Annotated in this window: 20 protein-coding genes; 5 read left to right on the top strand and 15 right to left on the bottom strand. The window is 62.9% G+C overall.

The genetic code is table 11. The features are described 5' to 3' along the window. Window positions 1-17 precede the first annotated feature (17 nt). From QYM46_RS02900 to QYM46_RS02880, 5 genes are all read right to left on the bottom strand, one after another. Entirely contained in the window at window positions 18-1,646 is a 1,629-nt protein-coding gene (locus tag QYM46_RS02900) for an APC family permease (RefSeq protein ID WP_432790781.1), read from the bottom strand. Window positions 1,647-2,012: 366 nt separating this feature from the next. Then, on the bottom strand, window positions 2,013-3,329 hold the full coding sequence (locus tag QYM46_RS02895) for an MFS transporter (protein WP_432790780.1): 1,317 nt from the start codon (window positions 3,327-3,329) through the stop codon (window positions 2,013-2,015). An 85-nt stretch (window positions 3,330-3,414) separates the two neighbouring features. Next, window positions 3,415-4,284 carry an amidohydrolase family protein gene (locus tag QYM46_RS02890; protein WP_432790779.1) on the bottom strand — a complete coding sequence of 290 codons (870 nt, stop codon included), beginning with the start codon at window positions 4,282-4,284 and terminating at the stop codon, window positions 3,415-3,417. Between the two features lie 8 nt (window positions 4,285-4,292). Beyond that, window positions 4,293-4,622, bottom strand: coding sequence for a RidA family protein (locus tag QYM46_RS02885; RefSeq protein ID WP_432790778.1), 330 nt, complete (start codon window positions 4,620-4,622; stop codon window positions 4,293-4,295). A 197-nt stretch (window positions 4,623-4,819) separates the two neighbouring features. Then, a complete protein-coding gene (locus QYM46_RS02880) occupies window positions 4,820-5,734 on the bottom strand; it encodes a LysR substrate-binding domain-containing protein (RefSeq protein ID WP_432790777.1) in 915 nt (304 codons plus the stop codon). Between the two features lie 142 nt (window positions 5,735-5,876). On the opposite strand from QYM46_RS02880, the gene dapA reads away from it, so the two are divergent. From dapA to QYM46_RS02865, 3 genes are read left to right on the top strand one after another with little or no spacing between them, the layout of a single operon-like run. Further along, on the top strand, window positions 5,877-6,749 hold the full coding sequence (gene dapA, locus QYM46_RS02875) for a 4-hydroxy-tetrahydrodipicolinate synthase (protein WP_432790776.1): 873 nt from the start codon (window positions 5,877-5,879) through the stop codon (window positions 6,747-6,749). Beyond that, a complete protein-coding gene (locus QYM46_RS02870) occupies window positions 6,746-7,450 on the top strand; it encodes a ribonuclease activity regulator RraA (RefSeq protein WP_432790775.1) in 705 nt (234 codons plus the stop codon). Before dapA ends, QYM46_RS02870 begins: the two co-directional genes overlap by 4 nt. After that, window positions 7,447-8,070 carry a flavin reductase family protein gene (locus QYM46_RS02865; protein ID WP_432790774.1) on the top strand — a complete coding sequence of 208 codons (624 nt, stop codon included), beginning with the start codon at window positions 7,447-7,449 and terminating at the stop codon, window positions 8,068-8,070. Before QYM46_RS02870 ends, QYM46_RS02865 begins: the two co-directional genes overlap by 4 nt. A gap of 298 nt (window positions 8,071-8,368) precedes the next feature. On the opposite strand, the gene QYM46_RS02860 is transcribed toward QYM46_RS02865, so the two are convergent. The 8 genes from QYM46_RS02860 to QYM46_RS02825 all read right to left on the bottom strand — a co-directional run bounded on the left by QYM46_RS02860 (window position 8,369) and on the right by QYM46_RS02825 (window position 16,919). Further along, the gene (locus QYM46_RS02860; protein WP_432790773.1) at window positions 8,369-9,778 is read right to left on the bottom strand and encodes an FAD-dependent oxidoreductase; all 1,410 of its coding nucleotides are present in this window, start codon (window positions 9,776-9,778) and stop codon (window positions 8,369-8,371) included. Window positions 9,779-9,863: 85 nt separating this feature from the next. After that, the gene (gene fdxA, locus QYM46_RS02855) at window positions 9,864-10,190 is read right to left on the bottom strand and encodes a ferredoxin (RefSeq protein ID WP_025776713.1); all 327 of its coding nucleotides are present in this window, start codon (window positions 10,188-10,190) and stop codon (window positions 9,864-9,866) included. Continuing rightward, on the bottom strand, window positions 10,187-10,999 hold the full coding sequence (gene cobA, locus QYM46_RS02850; protein ID WP_432790772.1) for a uroporphyrinogen-III C-methyltransferase: 813 nt from the start codon (window positions 10,997-10,999) through the stop codon (window positions 10,187-10,189). Before cobA ends, fdxA begins: the two co-directional genes overlap by 4 nt. Next, on the bottom strand, window positions 10,996-12,354 hold the full coding sequence (locus QYM46_RS02845) for a sulfate adenylyltransferase subunit 1 (RefSeq protein ID WP_432790771.1): 1,359 nt from the start codon (window positions 12,352-12,354) through the stop codon (window positions 10,996-10,998). Before QYM46_RS02845 ends, cobA begins: the two co-directional genes overlap by 4 nt. Beyond that, window positions 12,354-13,319: a sulfate adenylyltransferase subunit CysD gene (gene cysD, locus QYM46_RS02840; RefSeq protein WP_432790770.1), complete on the bottom strand. Its 966-nt coding sequence runs from the start codon at window positions 13,317-13,319 to the stop codon at window positions 12,354-12,356. Before cysD ends, QYM46_RS02845 begins: the two co-directional genes overlap by 1 nt. After that, window positions 13,316-14,125 carry a phosphoadenylyl-sulfate reductase gene (locus tag QYM46_RS02835; protein WP_432790769.1) on the bottom strand — a complete coding sequence of 270 codons (810 nt, stop codon included), beginning with the start codon at window positions 14,123-14,125 and terminating at the stop codon, window positions 13,316-13,318. Before QYM46_RS02835 ends, cysD begins: the two co-directional genes overlap by 4 nt. Beyond that, window positions 14,122-15,849 carry a nitrite/sulfite reductase gene (locus tag QYM46_RS02830; protein ID WP_432790768.1) on the bottom strand — a complete coding sequence of 576 codons (1,728 nt, stop codon included), beginning with the start codon at window positions 15,847-15,849 and terminating at the stop codon, window positions 14,122-14,124. The genes QYM46_RS02835 and QYM46_RS02830 overlap by 4 nt, the downstream gene beginning before the upstream one ends. 128 nt (window positions 15,850-15,977) lie before the next feature. Continuing rightward, window positions 15,978-16,919 (bottom strand): sirohydrochlorin chelatase, encoded by a 942-nt coding sequence (locus tag QYM46_RS02825; protein WP_432790767.1) that lies wholly within the window; start codon window positions 16,917-16,919, stop codon window positions 15,978-15,980. A 389-nt stretch (window positions 16,920-17,308) separates the two neighbouring features. Here QYM46_RS02825 and QYM46_RS02820 point away from each other — a divergent pair, with 389 nt between their 5' ends. After that, window positions 17,309-18,217, top strand: coding sequence for a sulfite exporter TauE/SafE family protein (locus QYM46_RS02820; RefSeq protein WP_025776719.1), 909 nt, complete (start codon window positions 17,309-17,311; stop codon window positions 18,215-18,217). 329 nt (window positions 18,218-18,546) lie between these two features. Next, window positions 18,547-19,221, top strand: coding sequence for a DUF4396 domain-containing protein (locus QYM46_RS02815; protein WP_169251256.1), 675 nt, complete (start codon window positions 18,547-18,549; stop codon window positions 19,219-19,221). A gap of 131 nt (window positions 19,222-19,352) precedes the next feature. Here QYM46_RS02815 and QYM46_RS02810 read toward each other — a convergent pair whose 3' ends face one another. Then, complete coding sequence (locus QYM46_RS02810) at window positions 19,353-20,066, bottom strand: class F sortase (protein ID WP_432790766.1); 714 nt, start codon at window positions 20,064-20,066, stop codon at window positions 19,353-19,355. A 29-nt stretch (window positions 20,067-20,095) separates the two neighbouring features. Further along, a complete protein-coding gene (locus QYM46_RS02805) occupies window positions 20,096-20,908 on the bottom strand; it encodes a hypothetical protein (protein ID WP_432790765.1) in 813 nt (270 codons plus the stop codon). Between the last annotated feature and the right edge of the window lie 8 nt (window positions 20,909-20,916).

Here is a 20,916-nt window from a genome sequence, read left to right as displayed (position 1 = left end):
GACGTCATGTCACGGGATCATTTCCCGTCGATGTGTTCGGCTGCGGTCTCCTTGGTGTTTTCGACGTTGGCGACGACCTCCGCCGACTTCAGGCGGGTCTTGATGCCAACGTAGAAGACGATGGCGGTGAAGATGGTGCAGACCAGCTCACCCCAGCCGAACGTGAGCACGCCCATGGCTCCCTCGCCGTAGTTGCTCAGCAGGCTGAGCACGGCCAGTCCGCCGAGCCACAGGATCATCCACCAACCGGACTTGAACTGCAGGGGCGGAATCTTGCTGCGATCGCTGAAAGCGTAGTGCAGGCCGAGGACCACGTAGCCGAGAGCCATCGCCAGGAACAGCTTCCAGTTCGTGTCCCACCCTGTCCAGAACACGATGAGGTTCGCCGCGAGGAACCCGAGGAACGGCAGGGTGTCTCCGCCGGGCAGTTTGAACGGGCGCTCCTGGTCCGGAAGCTGACGTCGCAGCGCCGCCACCGTGACCGGGCCGGATCCGAAGGAGATGACGGTGCCGGAGGTGATGAACCCGACCATCTTCGCCCACGACGGGAACGGGAAGAACAGGAAGCAGGCGACGATGAAGGTGATGAGCAGACCGAACCACGGGATGCCCTTCTTGTTCAGCTTCGTCATCGCGTGCGGGGCATTGCCCACGCGCGCCTGCGAGTACGACAAGCGCGGGGTGAGCGCGGTGAAGATCAGACCAGTGTCGGCGGGAGAGACGACGGCATCGATGTAGAGGATGATCGCCAGCCACATCGCGCCGAGCATGAGCGCGATCTCGGCCCACGGTCCCGCCGAGTTCGAGAACGACAGTCCGCTCCAGCCGTCCTTGAGCAGGTCGGTGGGGATGGCGCCGATGAACGCGACCTGCAGGAGGATGTAGATGATGCCGGTGAGCACGATCGAACCGATGACGGCGAAGGGCACGTTCTTCTGCGGGTTCTTCGTCTCACCGGCGAACTCCACGCCCTGACGGAAGCCGAGGTAGGAGAAGACGATGCCCGCCGCGGGCAGGGCCGCGAAGATCGGTGCGATGCCGTTGGGGGCGAAACCGCCGAACTCGGGCATGTGGAAGTGACCGGGGTTGAACGCCAGCAGCGCCAGGCCGACGAAGACGAGGACGATGACGAGCAGCTTCCACCACACGAGCACGTTGTTGAACTGGGCGAAGAACTTCACTCCGAACATGTTGATGACGCAGAAGACCGCGACCATCGCGATGCTCACGAAGATGCCCGGCACCGTGAGGACGAGCACCCCCTCCTTCGACTCCATCAGCCACGGCATATAGCTCGAGGCGTACTGGACGGCCGCGAGGACCTCGATGCCGACGGTTCCCGCCGCCGACAGCCACGTGATCCACCCGCTGGTGTAGCTGGCGAACGAACCGAAAGCATAGTGCGGGTAGCGCACGACACCGCCGGCGACGGGGAACATGACACCGAGTTCGGAGTAGTTGAGTGCCACGAAGATGATGAGGATGGCACCGATGGCCCAGGACAGGATCGCGGCCGGGCCGGCCATGCTCGCGGCGTCGAAGGCACCGAAGAGCCATCCGGAGCCGATGATCGACCCGACTCCGGTGAAGAGCAGCCCGGTCTTGCCGATATCGCGTTTGAGTCCTTTGTCATGGACGACTGTCACGCTCGTATGCGAGCCCGATGACAGGGAATTGCGTAAGGACACCAGTGCCTCCCTAGGTAGTGACGGCTGAGTTTCCGCCGCCAGCTTTCTCCTGTCGAAACGTGATGTCAATTACATAGCTGGGTTATACGGCAAGGTCACAGACTCAAACGACCCCGAACACGCCTTTTGGGTGTTCGGGGTCGAATGGCGGAACGTCGAGGGTCACTATGTGAGGATTTGGGCCTTCGGGTCTCGGCTGCCGTATCGGCCTGATCAGCTCCCGGCGTTCGCGTCCGCGGTCAGGTGGGCTCGCGCCTCGGCGAGCATGGCCTAGGAAGCCGAATCCGGTCCGAGCCAAAGCGTCAAACTTTGCTGCTTACAGGGTTAGACAGCACTACGCAGGTTCTGCAGTCGGCCCTTGGTCTCTGTAGAGCCGAATACCAGGATCATGAAAAACGCATTGATCACTGCGCTCAATGCGATGAGCACGATAATGATATTGCCGGTTTCAGCGCTTATGGCCGTGACGACGGTGGGCATCATTCCGCTCAGTCCATAGCCGACATTCCACGAGAACGCAGTCGCCGTTGAACGAATCTCGGTTGGGAACGTCTCGTTCAGGAAGATGATGAGTGGTGCGCTGATCGCCCCTGAGAGCATCACCATCACAGCACTAGCTACAAGAATCCACGCCGGCTGATCGGACAGCACATATTCGATCAACCAATACAACCCCGGAATGAGAACGAGGCAGCCAAGCCCCGACCAGAGAAATACCGGTTTACGTCCGACATGCTGGCTAAGGTGCCCGCAAAGCACTGCGACCAGCGCAGATCCGAATACATTGATAATGAGAAACAAGCTAGCTTGGCTTTGGGGCAGGTGAAGGTGAGTCTTGAACACCGTGGGCAGTATGCCGGTTGTCAGGTAGTACGGGGCCGAACCTGCAAAGACGATCGCCGCAGTGATGAGCATTGGTTTGCGCCAGCGTTTAGAGAACAGGTCGCGCACCGGGGTTGGATTAGTGGGCGTGAGTGCCCCCTTCGCGCGAATCGCGTTCTGGCCGGCCTTCCACAGAGGCGATTCCTCCGTGCGCTGGACCACCACGTAGTTGATTAGAGATCCGACGAGGGCGGTGAGGAATAGAATCCTCCATCCCCATTGACCAAATGCATCGTCACCGATGATCGCGCTGATTCCGATCACCATTAGGTTGATGACGATGACAGCAAGACTGGCCCCGCCCCCTTTGATCAATCCCGCCGTCATTCCTCGGAACCGTTCGGGCACGCTCTCCGTGGCGAGAGTATGAGTAGAGGCCGCAATACCTCCAACGAACACTCCTTGCACGATGCGCAGAAGAATGAAGAGCACTGGAGCGACGAAGCCGATGGTTGCGACTCCCGGCAGGACGCCCATCAACGCCGTAGCAATGCCGGCCCCGACGACCCCGATGGTCATCGAGAGCCTGCGGCCATGCCGGTCGGCAACGGTACCGAGAATGAGCGCGCCCAGCGGTCTGACCAGAAGACTGATCGCGAACGACGCGTAGGTCGCGGTCAGAGCTAGCATGTCATTGTCACTGGGGAAGAATACCTGCGACACATAACCGGCCACATGCAGAATGACCATAAGATCGAACATGTCGATCATCCAGCCAAGGACTGCTGCCCCAACTGCTTTACCCTGCTCACGTGTCATGCGCTCTTTGCCGTCGGAAGCGGGCTGTATAGTTCTGGACTCGGACATCATCGTCCCTCCGGTGCGTTTCGTTAAAAATGAACTCTTAGTTGAACTGGAAGATTTCTTTTGGGTTGTTGACGAGTATTCGATGTCTTTGGGTCGGGTCCGGCGCGTAGCGTTCGAGCAGATCAAGCAGCTCCCCATCGTTCGGGACGGGGCCTGAATGCAGAGGGTGAGGCCAATCAGTTCCCCACAGCACACGATCAGGAGCCGCGGCGATGTACTCGCGCGCATAGGCCGTGGCATCGTCCCACGGAAAGCCAGCGACCGATCGTCGGTCGCCGTTTGACAGCATCACCCACCAGTTCCCTCGGCCGAGGAGCTCACAGATATGCGCGAAGTTCGGGTCGTCCAAACCGTATTCATACTGCAGCGGCCCCATATGGTCGATGATGATTGGGGCTTCAACATCAGCAAGGAGGTCAGTGATGGGCTTCGGATCGACGCTGTTGAGATGAAGCTTGAGGTGCCAGCCGAGGGGCGCCACTCGCTTTGCGGTTCTGATCACTTCGTCGGGGACGGGCATACGGTTCTTAAGCTTCGGGTGATAGTTAAACCGAGCACCTCGCATTCCAGCAGCGTGCAGCTCGGCTAGCTCCTCGTCGCTCGTCGAGTCATTGACTATCCCGCACCCAAGATAGTTTGGTCCGGCCCGGTGCAGTGCATCGATCATGGCAGCGTGATCATTACCGTATGCGGTCGACTGCACGATCACTCCACGATCGATGCCGAGGGCGTGGTGCATGTCAAGCATCGCATCAACAGAGGCCTGATAGACGACGTAGGCAGCATCCGGTCGGACCGGGAAATGGTCTCGATCGCCGAAAATGTGCACCTGGCTGTCGCATGATCCAGGTGGCACGTCAGTGGCCGGTGCCCGAGTCTCGGGGTCGTACAGTGCGTAGTCGAACATCTGGCTCCTCATGGTTCGCAACTTTGGTCATTGCAGGGAAGGATGGCTGTCATCTCAGATTGAATGAGGATGTGGTCACGTGTAGTGCCAACCGCGACTTGTCGGACGGGACGGTCGTACTCGTTTGGGAAAATCTCCAACCAGCGTTGGTTGAGGGACTGCCGGACGGCAGAATTCTGAATGCGCACGGAGAGTTTAATGACGTCGTCCCAGGAACTCTCCGCCTCAGCGAGAATGGATGCCAATCGGTCGAACATCAGTTCGCACTGTTCCAGCGGATCATCTGAAAATTTCGTCGGATCGGATCCCTTGCCCCCACCGTGGACGGCACCGGTCATCAGAGTGCTGCCTACAACGCACGCAGCTGGGATTGGATTCTCGTGACTGAATCCGGGGATGTACAGACTTCGTCGTCTCATCGTGTCTCCTCCTAATCGCCAAGGTGCGAATTCACACTACGAAGACGCGAATACGAGCCTCAAGAAGACCGACTAGGTTATTCATAAAAACTCGGAATATATAATAAATGCCCAGGTCAGGAGGGTCGCATCCAACCTGCAGAGCGTGATTTCTGTGCTGCTACATTGAGAAAAGTCGTGACAGCTCGTTCCATCTTCGCTCGGTAGAGAAGCCTGACGGGAAGCCATGCTGAGTCATCAGTAACGGTGTGAAGAGTTACGGCTTCGGTTGCGGTGACATTGTTCGCAACCGACTTCGGGAGAATCGACAGACATTGTGTTCCCCGCAACGCCGTCAGAGCACGATTTCCAGGTAGTGGGTTGTCGAGGAACTTAGGTCGAACGCCGGCCTCTTCGAGCATCTGATCGATCAATCCTTGATAACCGGGTGCCAGGGACTGCGGAGTCACAAAGAACGTCTCATTCTTGAGATCGATGAGTTCGACGCTTTGGGCGCCGCATAATCGGTGCCCGCGTGGGATGGCGATGCACACTTTCTCGCGCGCGATCAGCGTGCTCGAAAGGTCTTCTGACGGAGGGTCGGTCCTCACCAACCCAAGATCGGCGCGACCGCGAAGCACTCCTTCGATTACATCGCGTTCCCACATCTCCAGGGCGTCGATCGCCAGTCCCGGCAGAGCGGATTGATTCGCGGAGACGAGTTTTGGCAGAAATTCGTACCCAACGCTCATGGTGTAGAAGATTGTGAGCTTGCCTTGTCGACCCTCTTGCGCCGCTCGGGCACGCTCGATTGCGCGATCAAGCAAGGTGAGGACTTCGTTGATGTCAGAACGAAATGACTGGCCTGCCGTTGACAGTTCAACCCGTCGGGTGCTGCGAACGAATAGTTCCACCTCTAGATGATCTTCGAGTCTTTTGATTCTTTGGCTCAGCGTTGGTTGCTCAATACCAAGGGCCAATGCTGCCCGTCCGAAATGCAACTCATCCGCCAGATATGCGAAGGACCGTAATGTCTCAACGTCAAGATTCATTCCCGAATTTTATCAATAGTGGTCAGAGTTTGCTTGAGGCTCCGTTTGCGACCCCCTTACGTTGAAGAAGTCGCAAAAATACATTCATTCAGGAAATGAGGCTCTTATGACCCCTTCGCTCCGAGGTTCAATCGTCCCTCTCGTGACACCGTTCAACGATGACCAGTCGATCGACTATGGGGCGCTGAGCGCGCTCGTCGAAGAACAAGTGGAATCCGGATCTCACGGGATCTCAGTAACCGGGACTACAGGGGAACCTGGGTCCCTTGTCCTCGCCGAACGATTGGAAATGATCGAAGCGTCTGCCTCTGCAGTCGCTGGGCGGGTGCCGTTCGTTCCTGGCACAGGCACACACCAACTACCAGAGACAATTGAACTGACGAAGAAGGCCGCCGAGGTAGATGCCGATGCTGCCCTCGTTATCGTTCCGTATTATTCCAGGCCGACACAGGCCGGGCTCTACGAGTGGTACTCCCGAATAGCCGAGTCAGTGGACATCTCGATTCTGCTTTACAACATCCCCTCGCGAACCGGCGTCGAGATCTCCCCTGAGACTGTCGGACGCCTCTATCGCGACCATCCCAATATCATCGGCATGAAGGAAGCGAGCCCCAACTTCTCACACGCCAACTTCGTCATGCAGGAATGCGGCGAGGATTTCCTTCTCTTCTCTGGGCTCGAAGCACTCTGCTTCCCCATTCTTGCTATCGGCGGCGCCGGCTTCATCAGCGTCACCGCCAACTTGGTACCGAGAGAAATCGCGGAACTCTATGACGTGTTCGAAGCGGGCGACTGGAGGACAGCCCGAGCATTGCACTATAAACTCCTCGAACTCAATGATGTCGTACTGACTGAAACCAACCCGACAGCGGTCAAGTGGCTGCTCGGCAGGATGGGCAAAATCAACCCGACTGTTCGGCCTCCGCTCATTCCACTGTCGGAATCAGGCCAAACGACTGTTGCCACAGCCGCCCAGACGTGGAACCTACTGGACGGACGAGAAGCATGGGCATGAGCGAAGTAACCTACTCAGCCTTCTGCCGGACTGGGACGACAACAGTAGCGAGCCAGCTTCTCAAGCGGGGGTATCGAGATCAGCTCGTCCAGGGCGTCGGTCCCGTCGTTGACGACCAAAAGCTTGTCGGCGAGGCGTGGACGATGCGCACGATTCCTGCCCGTGAGGATACCGAAGGACTGTGGCCCGGAACCACGCCCGAATCGGGCCTCAGTCTGTTCGCGGTCGTTGAGTCCGTTCCGCGGGGAGCCGTTCTAGTCATCGACGCGCGTCGGGACCGACGCACGGCAACTGGAGGAGACATCCTCATTGAGCGGCTTAAGTTCAAGGGTGCTGCCGGAATCGTCACGGATGGGTGCCTACGCGATGCGGATGGTATTCGAAAGGCGGGGCTGCCGAGTTTCAGTGCCGGTTCCACCGCTAACGTCAGCCGCAACCACCTTCGTGTTGTCGAACAGGATGTACCTATCGGCTGCGGTGATACTGCGGTCTACCCCGGTGACATCATCGTTGGTGACGCCGATGGCGTCATCGTCGTGCCCGCGCACTGTGCTGATGAGGTGGCGCGAGATGCATATGAGCAGGAAATGCTCGAAGAGTTTCTCGCTGAGAAGATCAGGAATGGCGCTCCATTGCATGGCATCTACCCTCCCTCAGCGAAGGTGAGAGCGGAATTCGCCGGTCAAAGGATCGAAAGATGAGGATTGAATCGACATCTCTGTCGCCGGAGGAAACCTATAGATTGCTGTCCGGGGTAGTCGTTCCGCGCCCTATTGCATGGGTGCTGACGGCCTCTGCGGAGGGCTTGAAAAACCTTGCGCCGTTCAGCTGTTTCACCTTCGTCTCGAACAAACCACCAATGGTAGGAATCAACATGGGCCGTAAGAATGGTGTGCCCAAAGACACTCGCAGCAATATCGCTGTCTCCGGAGAGTATGTGGTCCACATTCCCACTGCAGCATTCACCGAGGCAGTGCATACCAGCGCCAAGGAGTTTCCTGCTGAGATCAGCGAGGTCGACACCTTGGGCTTGAGGACCGTGCCGTCGACACATGTGAGCGTGCCGAGGCTCCGAGACATCCCTCTCGCCATGGAGTGCCGATTCCACAGCACCACCGGTTATGGCGACACCGGGGCAGAGTTCGTCGTCGGAGAAGTGCTTGCCTTCCATGTCGAAGAGCATCTTTACGAGAATGGCAAGATCGACACCGCAAACCTCAATCCGATCGCACGAATCGGCGGCCCAAAGTACTCTACGCTTGGTGAAATCACGACATTGACCGCCATCAAACAAGTTCCGAAGTCGGTGATACGTCACTAGCGCAAATACGGAATTCGGTTGAAATTCCGTCGCCGATCGCGCGTAAAAGAAGATTCTTAAACTAGCCGCGTATGGATCGAGCGCCCGTGCCGGAGACTGACACCAGTTTCTTGCAATCGTCGGTCTCCGGTGCCGCTGCAGCAGTGTCCGCGCCCCTTCCTATGCGATGCCCCGCGATTTGGTCCGAAGATGAGTCTTTGACAACTTCCATATCTACTGATCACGTTTGCTCGCCCCGGCGAGGACATTCCGGGCCGAAAGCTACTTTCACAGACTCTCTCCGAACACGGACGGTTGCTCAGCCCCCGGCGTTCGCGTCCGCGGTCAGGTGGGCGCGCGCCTCGGCGAGCATGGCCTCACGGGTCGCGATCTTCACGCGCTCACGTCCTTCAGCTTCACCGAGTGCTTTCTCCGCGGCCTCGAGCCGGTGGTAGCCCTCCCAATCGGTGAAGTCGACGCCCTTCGACTCGAGCAGCTCGATGATCGAGGACTCCTCCGGGTACACGGGTTCGGTGAGCACACCTGCGGCCTGATCGTCGAGGATGTGCCCGATCGTCTCGAGTGCATCACCCTTCGTATGCCCGATGAGCCCGACGGGCCCGCGCTTGATCCATCCGGTCGTGTACACGCCGGGGATGACGTCCGCCTCGGCGGCCTTGGTCTGATCCTCGGCGTCGACGACGCGCCCTTCGTGATTCGTAATCACCTTCTTGGCCTCGTCGAAGGGCAGCTGCGGCAGCTTGGTTCCCGCATAGCCGACCGCCCGGTACACGGCATCGATGTCCCAGTCGTGGAAGTCCCCGGTGCCGTTGACGCCACCGGTCCCGTCGAGCTCCTGACGTTCCGTGCGCAGCCCGGTCACCCGATCCTCGCCGAGGATGGCCACCGGTGCGTGCAGGAAGTGCAGGTGCAGACGCCGCTTCGCCCCGGTCTCCTCCCGCATCGCAAAGTCCGTGAGCGTCTTCGTCACCTGCTTGACCTGGTTGCTCGACTCGATGGCCTCGAGCGAACCCTGATCGAACTCGTAGTCCTCGGCGTAGACGATGATGTCGACGTCGTCGACCTGACCGAGTTCACGCAGCTCGAGAGGCGTGAATTTCGCCTGCGCGGGACCCCGGCGGCCGAACACGTGGACGTCGGTGACCTTCGAGGACTTCAGCCCCTCATAGACGTGATCGGGGATCTCCGTGGTGTGCAGGTCATCGGCCTGCTTCGCGAGCACCCGGGCCACATCGAGCGCGACATTGCCGTTGCCGAGCACGGCGACCTTCTCCGCATCCAGCGGCCAGGTCTGGGCCACATCGGGGTGGGAGTCGTACCAGTTGACGAAGTCCGCGGCCCCGTAGGATCCGGGCAGATCGATCCCGGGCAGCGACAGCGGTGCGTCGATGAAGCAGCCGGTGGAGAAGATCACCGCATCGTAGCGGTCGGTGAGCTCGCCGAGGTTGATGTCCGCACCGTATTCGACGTTGCCGAACAGTCGGATGTCACCACGGTCGAGGACCTTGATGAGCGCGTTGATGATGCCCTTGATCCGCGGATGGTCAGGGGCGACCCCGTAGCGGACGAGCCCGAATGGTGAGGGCAGGCGTTCGAACAGGTCGATGCTCAGTTCCAAATCGTGCTCGGCCTTGGTCAGCAGGTCAGCGGCATAGATGCCGGCGGGACCGGCGCCGATGATGGCCACTCTGAAGGGAATAGCAGGCATGAGTTTCCTTGATCAGTCGGAGGTGAGAGGAGTCGCTCGGAATGGTTAGGAGCGAAGTCGCTGGAGTTCAGTTGTCGCTGGGTGTTCAGTCGTCGGTGTTCTGCGGCGGCAGTGCGGCGATGAAGGGATGGTCTTTGTCGACGACCCCGTGGGCGGCCGCTCCGCCCGGGGAGCCGATGTCGTCGAAGAATTCGACGTTCGCCTTGTAGTAGGCCTCCCACTCATCGGGCACATCGTCTTCGTAGAAGATCGCCTCGACGGGGCACACGGGTTCGCACGCCCCGCAGTCGACGCATTCGTCGGGGTGGATGTAGAGGGAGCGGGTGCCTTCGTAGATGCAGTCGACCGGGCATTCTTCGATGCAGGCTCGGTCCTTCAGGTCCACGCACGGCTGGGCGATGATGTAGGTCATGGGTTCCTCACGAGTTCGGATGCGTGCGCTGGCACAGGCTCGGTCGCCTGGGTGAACGCACCATCGGCGTAGGGGCTCAGGGTCACGACATCACCGGCGACGATCACGGCCGGTGACCGGACGCCTCGGCGAGCCGCCCGGAAGGCGATGTCGCCGAGCGTTCCGATGGTCACCCGCTGGTTCTCACCGAATCCGTCTTCGACGATCGCGACCGGGCAGTCGTCACCGCGCCCGGTGCGGGCGAGCACCATCGCCGAGTTGATGAGTGTGCCCACTCCCATGAGCACGACGACGGTGTGGTCGCGTCCCCCGCCGATCTCACCGAGCTGGTCGTGACCGGTCACGACCGTGTACGAGGTGGCCACCCCTCGGTGGGTGAGCGGGATTCCGGCGACCGCGGGAACCGAGTTCGCGCTGGTCACGCCGGGAACGACGCGGACATCGACACCGGCGGCCCGACAGGCGGTGACCTCCTCTCCCCCACGTCCGAGGACGAAGGGGTCCCCGCCCTTGAGCCGAACGACCCGGTGGCCCAGCTTCGCCTGTTCGATGAGGATGTCGTTGATCTCGCTCTGCGGCACCGGATGGTGTCCCGGCTGCTTGCCGACGTCGATGATCCGGGCATCCAGGGGTGCGCCGCGTTCGGTTTCGAACTGATCGATGACCGATCGGGCGCCGAGGCGATCGGCGACGATGACATCGGCGCGTTCCAAGGCGCGCAGACCGGTGACGGTGAGCAGTCCGAGATCGCCCGGTCCGGCACCGACGAGCAGCACGGTGCCCGGCTGCTGCGGGAGGAAGAGTGTCATGACTGGTCCTCGGGAGTGTGGATTCCCGCGGCGAGGGTGTTGCCCGACTGCGGGTCGATGACGACGAAGGCTCCGGCCGTGCCGTGGTCGCGGAAGTCCGGGGCCGGCAGCTCGGCGGACAGCTTCACCCGGGCCAGGCCGATGTCGTTGCCGGCGAGCACCTCGGCGGCCTCCAGCCCGGAGGTCTCAAGGTTGCGTTTGGCCTCGATGGTGACGATTCCCTTCACGGTCGTCGTGCCCGTCTTGATGAGCACCCGATCCCCCGTGCGCAGGCCCTCGGACGTGAAGGGGAAGACCTCGGCGCGCAGTTCCCGGCGCGGGGTGGGCAGGGTCCCGGCCGCGGCGATGACGCTGCCCCGGGCGGTATCGACGTCATCGGCCAACCGCAGTGCCACCGACAGCGGCGCACTCGCGGTCTCAAGCGGTCCGCTGGCGGTATCGATTCCAGTCACCGTCGTTGTCAGCCCGGCGGGGTGGATCTCGATCTCATCGCCGAGGCTGACCCGCCCGGCCGTGATCTGTCCGGCCACCGCCCGGTAGTCCCGAAATTCCTCGGGGTCGAGACCCGGTGCCAGTCCCCCTTGCGGGCGCAGCACGGTCTGCACGTCGAGGCGGAAGGCCTCGAGATCGGCGGTGTCCTCGTCCGCACTCGGCAGGGTCTCGAGGAGTTCGAGCAGCGCCGGGCCGGAATACCAGGGTGTGTTGTCCGAGGTGGTGGCGACATTGTCCCCGGCGAGCGCAGAGATCGGGATGAGGTGCGGGGTCTCGAGGCCGATCTCGTCCGCGAGGGTCGTGATGTCGTTTTCGACGGTCTCGATCGCTGCCTGGTCGTAGTCGACGAGGTCGATCTTGTTGACGGCGATGATGACGTGGCGGATGCCCAGGCGGGACACGACGGTCAGATGCCGGCGGGTCTGTTCGGTCGCTCCGGTGCGGGCGTCGATGAGGACGACGACGGCATCGGCGGTCGAGGCTCCCGTGACCATGTTCCTCGTGTACTGCACGTGTCCGGGGCAGTCGGCGAGGATGAACGAGCGACGGTCGGTGGCGAAGTACCGGTAGGCGACGTCGATGGTGATGCCCTGTTCGCGTTCGGCCCGCAGACCGTCGGTGAGCAGAGCGAAGTCGAACTCTCCGCCGAGGAAGCCGCGTTCCCGGCTGGTCGCTGTCACGGCGGCGAGCTGGTCGGCCAGTATCGCCTTCGCATCGTGGAGGAGCCGGCCGACGAGCGTGGATTTCCCGTCGTCGACGGATCCGGCGGTGGCGAAGCGCAGCAGCGTCTTCGTCGTCGTGTCCAAAGTCGGCGTCGCCTCGGTGGTGGTTGTGGTGGCGGTTGCGTCAGTGGTTGTCGTCATCAGAAGTACCCGTCCTTCTTGCGGTCTTCCATCGCCGCGGCCGAGATCCGGTCGTCGGCGCGCGTGGCTCCGCGCTCGGTCACAGTGGTGGCGGCCACCTCGGCGAGGATGGACTCGAGGTCATCGGCGCTCGATTCGACGGCACCGGTGCAGCTCATGTCCCCGACGGTGCGGTAGCGGACCGTCTTGGTCGTGACTGTCTCGTCCTCGCGCGGGGTGGAGAATTCGCCGGTGGCCCACCACATGCCGTCGCGTTGGAAGACTTCGCGGTCGTGGGCGAAGTAGAGCTCGGGCAGCTCGATGCCTTCGCGGGCGATGTAGCTCCACACGTCGAGTTCGGTGAAGTTCGAGATCGGGAACACGCGGACGTGTTCGCCGGGCAGGTGGCGGCCGTTGAAGAGGTTCCACAGTTCGGGGCGCTGGCTGCTGGGGTTCCAGCCGCCGAATTCGTCGCGCAGGGACAGGATCCGTTCCTTCGCCCGAGCTTTGTCCTCGTCGCGGCGGGCACCGCCGAAGACGGCGTCGAACTTCCCGCCCGTGATGGCATCGAGCAGCGGCTGGGTCTGCAGAGTGTTGCGGGTCCCGTCGGGGCGTTCGCGCAGACGGCCGTCGTCGATGTAGTCCTGGACCTTCGCCACCGTGAGGTCGAGGCCGTACTTCTCCGCAGTCTCATCACGGAAGCGGATGATCTCGTCGAAGTTGTGTCCGGTGTCGACGTGGAGGAGTCCGAACGGGATTTTCGCCGGCCAGAACGCCTTCGCCGCGAGGTGCAGGACCGTCACGGAGTCCTTGCCGCCGGAGAACAGCAGCACGGGGCGTTCGAACTCGGCGGCGACCTCACGGATGATGTGGATCGCTTCGGATTCGAGGACGTCGAGGGTGGACAGGGAAGTGTTCGTCGGGTTGGCGGGTGTCGCCTCGGTGGTGGTGCGGGTGTCGTGGTTGAACTGGGTGTCGATGCTCATGTGTGGAGTCCGCATTCTGTTTTGGTCGATCCGGCCCAACGGCCGGCGCGGGGGTCTTCCCCTTCGGCGACGGGGCGAGTGCAGGGCTGGCAGCCGATCGACGGGTACCCCTGGTCAAGCAGCGGGTTGACCGGGACGTCGAAGGCGCGCGAGTAGTCGAGGAGGTCGTCGAACGACCATGCGGCCAGGGGGTTGACCTTGACGAGGCCGTTCTTCTCATCGAAGGTGATCAGCGGCGTGTTCGTCCGGGTCGGGGCCTCGTCACGACGGACTCCGGTGAACCAGAGTTCGTAGCCCTTCAGTGACTTGCTCAATGGTGCGACCTTGCGGCGGGCGCAGCACAGGCCCGGGTCGCGGGCGAAGAGGTCCTTGCCGAACTCGGCGTCCTGCTCTTCGACGGTCTGCTCCGGGAGGACGTCGACGATGTGGACATCGACTCGGCGGGCCACCTCGTTGCGGGTGTCATAGGTCTCCCGGAAGTGATAGCCGGTGTCGAGGAAGAGGACGTCGACGCCGGGCTGGTACTGGGCGACGTAGTGCGGCAGGGCGGCGTCGGCCATCGAGCAGGCCACGGCGCAGGCCGCGGTGTCGAAGTTGCGGGACACCCAGCGGATGACGTCGGCGGGGTTGGCCTCGGGAACCCCGTTCTCCGGGTCACCGGCGAGTTCACGGGCACCCGCCTCGGCGAGGGCTTTGAGCTCCTCGACGGGACGTGGTTCGGGGCGGGGCTTTGCCGGTGCCCCTCCTCTCGCCGAGGTTGCCGAGGTGGGAGTCGCCTCGGTGGTGGTCGTGTTCGTGCGGCTCATACCAGTTCCTCCTCGTCAACGCGGTGGGCCCATTCGGAGAATGTTTCGGTCTCCTCGCGCCCGGCGAGGAAGCGGCGGACGAGCTTCTCGACGTAGTCGCTGAGGTTCTCGGCGGTGACCTTGAGTCCGCGGACGGTGCGGCCGAGTCCGGCTTCGTCGCGGTCTTTCGAGGCCAGGCCGCCGCCGACGTGGACCTGGAAGCCGGGAACCTGTTCGCCGTCGTCGGTGGTGACGATCTGGCCCTTGAGCCCGATGTCGGCGGTCTGGATGCGGGCGCAGGAGTTCGGGCAGCCGTTGAGGTGGAAGCTGATCGGGTGGGGCAGCTCCTCGATGTCGGCGAGGCGCTCCTCGAGCTTGGTGATGGTGTCGGCTGCGGTCTGCTTGGTCTCGACGATGGCGAGTTTGCAGTATTCGATGCCGGTGCACGCGATCGTCGAGCGGCGGAAGAGGTCCTTGCGGCTGGACAGGCCCAAGGCGTCGAGTTCGGCGACGACGGCCTCGACGTCCTTCTCCTCGATGTCGAGGAGAAGGACCTTCTGGTGCGGGGTGGTGCGCAGGCGAGTGGAGCCGTACTTCTCGGCGAGGTCGACGAGTTGGCCGAGCAGGGTGCCCGAGACGCGACCGACGACGGGGCTGACGCCGATGTAGTAGCGGCCGTCGGTCTGCTTGTGCACGCCGACATGGTCGCCGGCGGTGAGCGGTTTGGCCGGTGCCGGTCCGTCGGCGAGTTTGTAGCCGAGGTATTCGGTTTCGAGGATCTCGCGGAACTTCTCCGGACCCCAATCGGCAAGCAGGAACTTCAGGCGCGCCTTGTTGCGCAGACGGCGGAAGCCGTAGTCGCGGAAGATCTGGGTGACGCCCAGCCACGTCTCGACGACCTGGTCGGGGGCGACCCAGGTGCCGAGGCGTTCGGCGAAGCGGGGGACGACGGACAGGGCGCCGCCGACCCACAGGTCGTAGCCGATGCCGTGTTCGGGGTGGTCGACGGCGACGAAGGAGCAGTCGTTGATCTCGTGGACGACGTCCTGGCTGGGGTGGCCGGTGATCGCGGTCTTGTACTTGCGCGGCAGGTTCGACAGTGACTGGTCGCCGATGTAGCGGCGGGAGATCTCTTCGATCGCCGGTGTCGGGTCGATGAGTTCGTCGGCGGCGATGCCGGCCACGGGTGAGCCGAGGATGACGCGGGGGACGTCGCCGCAGGCTTCGGTGGTCTGCAGGCCGACCGCTTCGAGGCGGCGCCAGATCTCAGGCATGCTCTCGATCTCGATCCAGTGCAGCTGGATGTTCTGGCGGTCGGTGAGGTCGGCGCTGTCGCGGGCGAATTCGGTGGAGATGTCCGCAATGACCCGCAGCTGATCGGTGGTGAGCTTGCCGCCGTCGATCCGGACACGGAGCATGAAGTATTCGTCTTCGAGCTCATGCGGTTCGAGCTTCGCGGTGCGGCCGCCGTCGATTCCGGGTTTGCGCTGGGTGTACAGGCCCCACCAGCGGAAGCGGCCGTGCAGGTCGTCGGAGTCGATCGAAGAGAATCCGCGCTTGGCGTAGATGGTCTCAATCCGGGCGCGAACGTTGAGGCCGTTGTCCTCGGCCTTGTCGATTTCGTTTTTGTTCAACGGTTCATGACCGTCGATCTTCCACTGCCCATTGGACTTCTTTGGGCGGGCGGGCCGCTTTGCGGCTCGTTTACCCGCTGTTTCCTTGTTCTCTTCCACCTGAGTGGACATTGCTGTCTCCAAACGCTGAGGGGAACCAGTGATGAGTCACGCTACATGAATGCCGAATTGCTCAACAAATTACCGAAGGGTTTGTGTCACGGAGTGACATATGGCGTCACGGTCTGCCGCGAGCGCGGTCAGGCGTTGAGCATGTCCGGTGCGGTGGGGTGGGCGTAGTCATGACAGCCGCCTTCGGCATGGGCGCTATCTGCATGGGCGCTGCCTGCGCCACTATTGCGGCCGGCCGCGAGAACACCGGCACCGACTCGGCCGCAGATGCCCTCGCGGACTCGGTCGCGGACGATGTCGACGAGCCGGGGCGGCACGGCGGAAGCGGCACCGCCGGTGAGCAGGGGCGGGGCGAGGACGCCGGGCGAGTCAGCGCTGCTGCCACTACCGGCATCGCCGCTCTTCACACTGCCGCTCGCACTTCCGGCGACGCCGGCCTTCGCACCTCCGTCGGCCTTCGCACCTCCGCGGGCGACGAGTCTGCGCGCGAGATCGTCGAAGAATCCCGGAGCCAGCAGGTAGTTCGCTAGCACGGGGCGGGCGCCGCGACTGCGGCTCTGTTCAACGAAGTCTTTCAACGGCACTCCCCCGCCGGCGAGGAAGCCGACCTCGACGGGACGATCGAGCTCTGCCGCCAACAGTCTGCCCATCTCGCGGCAGGACTCGTTCGCCCGTTCGTCACTCGAACCGGCTGCGGCGAGGATGACCTCGTCATTGTCCCGCAAGGGCGGAAGTCGATCGGCGAGGATCTCTGCGAGCCTCGGATCCGGACCGAGCGTGGGGGTCCGTCGAACATCACGGCCCGATTCAGCGGCACGACCGACCGCCTCGGCGAGGTCGACATGGACGTGATAGCCCGGCGAGAGCAGAAGCGGCACGAGAATCACCGGACGGTCGGCGGGCAGTCGGGCGATCACCTCGTCGACGTCGGGCTTCTGGACGTCGACATGACCGAGCATGACCTCGTCGGCGATGCCCCGAATGCGCAGGTCAGTGGCGACCTCCGCGGCGAGCACCTCGATGAGGACCTGCCCGGTCGGCGATGAGGTTCCGTGGGAGATCAGACCCACCGACGGCAGCCCCGTCCCAGCGCCCGCCCGAGTCACAGTGCCCGCCCGGGTCACAGCGCCCGCTCGTGAGTCGAATACGTTGATTGCTCAACGGCTGAGTGGCCGGCGCGATCAGCTTTCGTGACTCTTGAATGCATTGCCACAGCGTAACCCATCCGCATCAACCCCGCACTCAGGCTCGTCATTGGCGAAATTTCGCCATTTTGCGTCATCTTTCGACATACGGCGACCGAGTTCGTAGGATTGCCGTTGATTTCCCATTCTGCTCAACAGTTTCGCTAGTGTGTGTTGTCAACGCACTTCTGCGCATCTGACACGTCCGCGTCGTCGACGTCGTCCTCACCGTCTGCGCCTCCACCTCCTTCGCGTCATCCACGAAAGGCAAGCACATGCGTCAGCTCATCATCCTCGGGATCGTCGGCCTCATCGCGCAGCTCATCGACGGCTCCCTGGGCATGGCCTATGGGGTCACCTCAACCACGCTGTTACTGGCGGCGGGGACGGCACCGGCGGCCGCCTCGGCGGCGGTGCATTTCTCCGAACTGGGCACAAGTCTGGTGTCGGGGATCTCCCATCACCGGTTCGGCAACGTCGACTGGCGGACGGTGGGCATCCTCGCCGGGCCCGGCTTCATCGGCGCGGTCCTCGGGTCGACGTTCCTCGCCAGTCTCAACGGGGAGGCTGCGACCCCGTGGATCTCGGGGATCCTGCTCGCGCTCGGGGTGTACGTGATCTGGCGGTTCCTCGCACTGGGTGGGAAGCGTCCGGAGTTCAAGTCACGGCCGAGTGCGGGGATGCTCGTGCCGGTCGGCTTCGTCGGTGGAGCACTCGATGCCATCGGCGGTGGCGGCTGGGGTCCGGTCGGGACGACGACGCTGCTCTCATCAGGTCGTTTGGAGCCGCGGAAGGTCATCGGGTCGATCGATACGAGTGAGTTCGTCGTCGCCGTCGGCGGTTCGCTCGGGTTCCTCATCGCGTTGGGATCGCAGGGCATCGAATGGCAGATCGTGGCGGCGCTGCTCGTCGGCGGCGTCATCGCCGCACCGTTCGCCGCATGGCTGGTCAAGCTGCTGCCCGCGAAGGTGCTGGCTGTCGCCGCGGGCGGAATCATCATCCTCACGAATATCCGCACCATCCTGCTCACCTTCGGGTTGGATGCGTCTGCTGTGTGGCTGACGCTCGCCGGCCTGGCTCTCGTCTGGTTCGCTCTGCTCGCTCACGTCGTCCGTCTGGAGCGGGTGGCCGCGAAGGCGCGGAAGGCCGAGGAGGCCGGCGTCGAGGTGGCCGTCGGCAATTGAAATTGCATCCGCGTGTTCAAAGGGCAGGCGCAGACCCCTAAGGCTCTGCACCTGCCCTTTGAACACGCGGTTGCGGGCACTCACCACGGCGGGTGAGCGGCGTCGGGAGGCCGGGCCCGAAGCGACCACCGGCAGGTGAGTGGCGTTCATTCCGCCGCCCCGTCGAGCGGATTCGCTTAAGGTGCGATCGTGGCAACGACCCGGTCCCGGCACCCGGTGTACGAGCGCCGCGCATGGGAATAGAGTGGCCACAGTCGCGTCCGCCCACTGATCGAAGTGTGCGCCTGCGACAGACAGGAAGGCTCGGACCACGGCAGATCGGAGACGCCATGGAATGGCTTGAAGTGCTCGCCTGGACTTCCCTCGCCGTCAGCGCTGGCCAGGCAGTGACGATCAGCATCGACATCACGCGCCACCGGCAGTCGATGATGCCGATCATGAACCTCGTCTGGCCGCTCATCGGCCTTTTCTTCCCTCTCGTCGGCATCTGGGCGTACTTCACACTGGGACGGTCGCACCACGAATCAACGGATGCCACGGACTCCCACGATCAGGGCAAGCCGTTCTGGCAGAGCGTGTTCGTCTCTACAACTCACTGCAGTGCCGGCTGCTCACTCGGCGATATGATCGGTGCGCCCTTGGTCTTCCTCACCGGCTTCGTCATCGCCGGTTCGAGCCTGCTCACCGACTACGTCGTTGAGTTCGCACTGGCATACATCTTCGGCATCGCCTTCCAGTACTTCGGGATGGGGTTCACCAAACACGACAGCCCCAAGGACGCCCTGAAGAATGCCATCAAGGCAGACACACTCTCGCTGGTCGCATTCGAAGTCGGCATGTTCGGCTGGATGGCACTGGTGTCTCTGGTCTTCTTCTCCTCGCCGCCAGAACCCGATTCACCGGTCTTCTGGCTGATGATGCAGATTGCGATGATGCTGGGCTTCCTCACGAGTTTTCCGGCGAACTGGGTGTTGGTCAGGAAGGGCGTCAAACATGCCATGTAGGCGGCAACTGAAGTTGCATCCGCGTGCTCAAAGGGCAGGCGCAGACCCCTAAGGCTCTGCACCTGCCCTTTGGACACGCGGTTGCGGGCGCTCACAAGCGGTTGCGGGGACTCACCCGCCGTCGCTTAGCCTCACCCGCCGTCGCTGAGGTGGCCGGTGACGACGATGTTGTCCTCATAGTGACCGGTGTCGTCGTCGAACTCCCCGCCGCAGGTGATCAGGCGGATCTCGGGGTCCTCGGTGTTGCCGTAGACCCGGTAGTCGGGGAACGAGTCCTTGCCGTAGTCGGTGACGTCGTCGATGGTGAACTCGGCTTCGGAGCCGTCTTCCCGGGTGACCAACACGGTGTCTCCGGCCTCGAGTGCACCGAGACGGTAAAACACTGCAGGCCCCTCCGAAGCGGAGTCGACGTGTCCGACGATGAGGGAAGGCCCCACTTCGCCGGGGGTGGGTGAACGCTTGTACCAGCCGGCGGGCGCGTCCTTGCCCAGGGGTGGGACTTCGAGCTCGTCGTCGGCGGTCAGCCCCAAATCCATGAGGCTGGTGTCGACGTCGATGGCCGGGATCCGCAGCCGGGTGGGGGCCGAGGCCTCCATACCGGCTTGCTGATCGCCGTCGCCGCTCTGTTCGGTCCGGGGAGTCGAGGGATCCTTCGGCTTTGCATCGGCCGACGGTGTCGTGCGCGACTCGGACTGTTCGGCGGCGGAGTCGGCGTCGGGTTGGGGTGGTGAGTGGTCGGTGAGAAGACCGGCGGTGATGAGCACGGCAGCGATGGCAAGCAGGGCCAGGGCCGCCGCGGTCCATGCGATTCTGCCGCGGCCGGTCCTGGCCTGCTTGCCGTTCATGTCGCTCCCGTCTCAGTCGTGGTCGAAGGTCACCGGGTTTCGGCCGATGACTTCCGCTTCCGGGAGATCGCGAAGGCGGCTCCCGCTGCTACGAGGACTCCCCCGCCGGCGGCGAGCATCACGGTGTCATCGGTGCCGGCGGTGCTTCCGCCGCCGGTGTCCGGTCCGCCCTTGGGCGGCTGTCCCATCTGGCTGTCAGCCAGCGTCCCGCACAGTGCCGGGGCCGTCGCGGCCTGCGGCAGGCTGTCGTCGAGGGGGCTCTTGGCGTCCTGGACCTCCTGCGACTGCTTGGCAGGATCGAGTCCGTGCACGACGACGGTGGCGCGACCGTCCTTGATCGCGTCCTTCGTGTCGGCGTCGAGGTCGATGGTCCGCTCGTAGGTGGCCGACCCGCCCTTGATGCCGGCGTGCTCGACATCGACCGCGGCGTCGGCGCTGGTGTCACCGGAGTCGGTCAGGGTCGTGGACACCTCACCGTAGGCTGCTCCGCCTTCGGGGGTGTTGACGATTCCGTCGCCGTCCTCATCCGCCGAGGCGGTCGGGCACTCGGCGCTGCCGTTGGCCTTGACGTGGATGTGCTGGACGTGGGGGTACGGGCCGTCCTGGAAGTCTTCGGCCAGTCCTTCGACGTGTTCGGTGATCATCGCCTGATCGCCTTTGAGCGTGATCATGATGTCACCCGAGGCTCCGCTGTCGTTGACCTCATTGAGATCGGCCTGGTAGGTCCAGCCCTGTTCGGAGTCGCTGCTTCCGGCTGTCGCCGCGGCCGCGGGGCCTGCTGCCAGGCCGAAGGCGGTCAGGGCGAGCACCGGGGTGAGCATGAGCTTCTTCGCTGTGCGCATGGTGTCTT

It is taken from the genome of Brevibacterium sp. K11IcPPYGO002 (assembly GCF_050920635.1).
Taxonomy (GTDB): domain Bacteria; phylum Actinomycetota; class Actinomycetes; order Actinomycetales; family Brevibacteriaceae; genus Brevibacterium.
Note: the sequence above shows the minus strand (reverse complement) of the source record. Positions and strands in the feature narration are given on the sequence as shown.

What these genes read in the sequence shown, in the direction of transcription:
- QYM46_RS02895 (WP_432790780.1), bottom strand. Translation starts at nt 3,329, where the DNA reads ATGACACGTGAGCAGGGTAAAGCAGTTGGGGCAGCAGTCCTTGGCTGG.
- QYM46_RS02890 (WP_432790779.1), bottom strand. Translation starts at nt 4,284, where the DNA reads ATGTTCGACTACGCACTGTACGACCCCGAGACTCGGGCACCGGCCACT.
- QYM46_RS02885 (WP_432790778.1), bottom strand. Translation starts at nt 4,622, where the DNA reads ATGACCGGTGCCGTCCACGGTGGGGGCAAGGGATCCGATCCGACGAAA.
- QYM46_RS02880 (WP_432790777.1), bottom strand. Translation starts at nt 5,734, where the DNA reads ATGAATCTTGACGTTGAGACATTACGGTCCTTCGCATATCTGGCGGAT.
- QYM46_RS02870 (WP_432790775.1), top strand. Translation starts at nt 6,746, where the DNA reads ATGAGCGAAGTAACCTACTCAGCCTTCTGCCGGACTGGGACGACAACA.
- QYM46_RS02865 (WP_432790774.1), top strand. Translation starts at nt 7,447, where the DNA reads ATGAGGATTGAATCGACATCTCTGTCGCCGGAGGAAACCTATAGATTG.
- QYM46_RS02860 (WP_432790773.1), bottom strand. Translation starts at nt 9,778, where the DNA reads ATGCCTGCTATTCCCTTCAGAGTGGCCATCATCGGCGCCGGTCCCGCC.
- fdxA (WP_025776713.1), bottom strand. Translation starts at nt 10,190, where the DNA reads ATGACCTACATCATCGCCCAGCCGTGCGTGGACCTGAAGGACCGAGCC.
- cobA (WP_432790772.1), bottom strand. Translation starts at nt 10,999, where the DNA reads ATGACACTCTTCCTCCCGCAGCAGCCGGGCACCGTGCTGCTCGTCGGT.
- QYM46_RS02845 (WP_432790771.1), bottom strand. Translation starts at nt 12,354, where the DNA reads ATGACGACAACCACTGACGCAACCGCCACCACAACCACCACCGAGGCG.
- cysD (WP_432790770.1), bottom strand. Translation starts at nt 13,319, where the DNA reads ATGAGCATCGACACCCAGTTCAACCACGACACCCGCACCACCACCGAG.
- QYM46_RS02835 (WP_432790769.1), bottom strand. Translation starts at nt 14,125, where the DNA reads ATGAGCCGCACGAACACGACCACCACCGAGGCGACTCCCACCTCGGCA.
- QYM46_RS02830 (WP_432790768.1), bottom strand. Translation starts at nt 15,849, where the DNA reads ATGTCCACTCAGGTGGAAGAGAACAAGGAAACAGCGGGTAAACGAGCC.
- QYM46_RS02820 (WP_025776719.1), top strand. Translation starts at nt 17,309, where the DNA reads ATGCGTCAGCTCATCATCCTCGGGATCGTCGGCCTCATCGCGCAGCTC.
- QYM46_RS02815 (WP_169251256.1), top strand. Translation starts at nt 18,547, where the DNA reads ATGGAATGGCTTGAAGTGCTCGCCTGGACTTCCCTCGCCGTCAGCGCT.
- QYM46_RS02810 (WP_432790766.1), bottom strand. Translation starts at nt 20,066, where the DNA reads ATGAACGGCAAGCAGGCCAGGACCGGCCGCGGCAGAATCGCATGGACC.
- QYM46_RS02805 (WP_432790765.1), bottom strand. Translation starts at nt 20,908, where the DNA reads ATGCGCACAGCGAAGAAGCTCATGCTCACCCCGGTGCTCGCCCTGACC.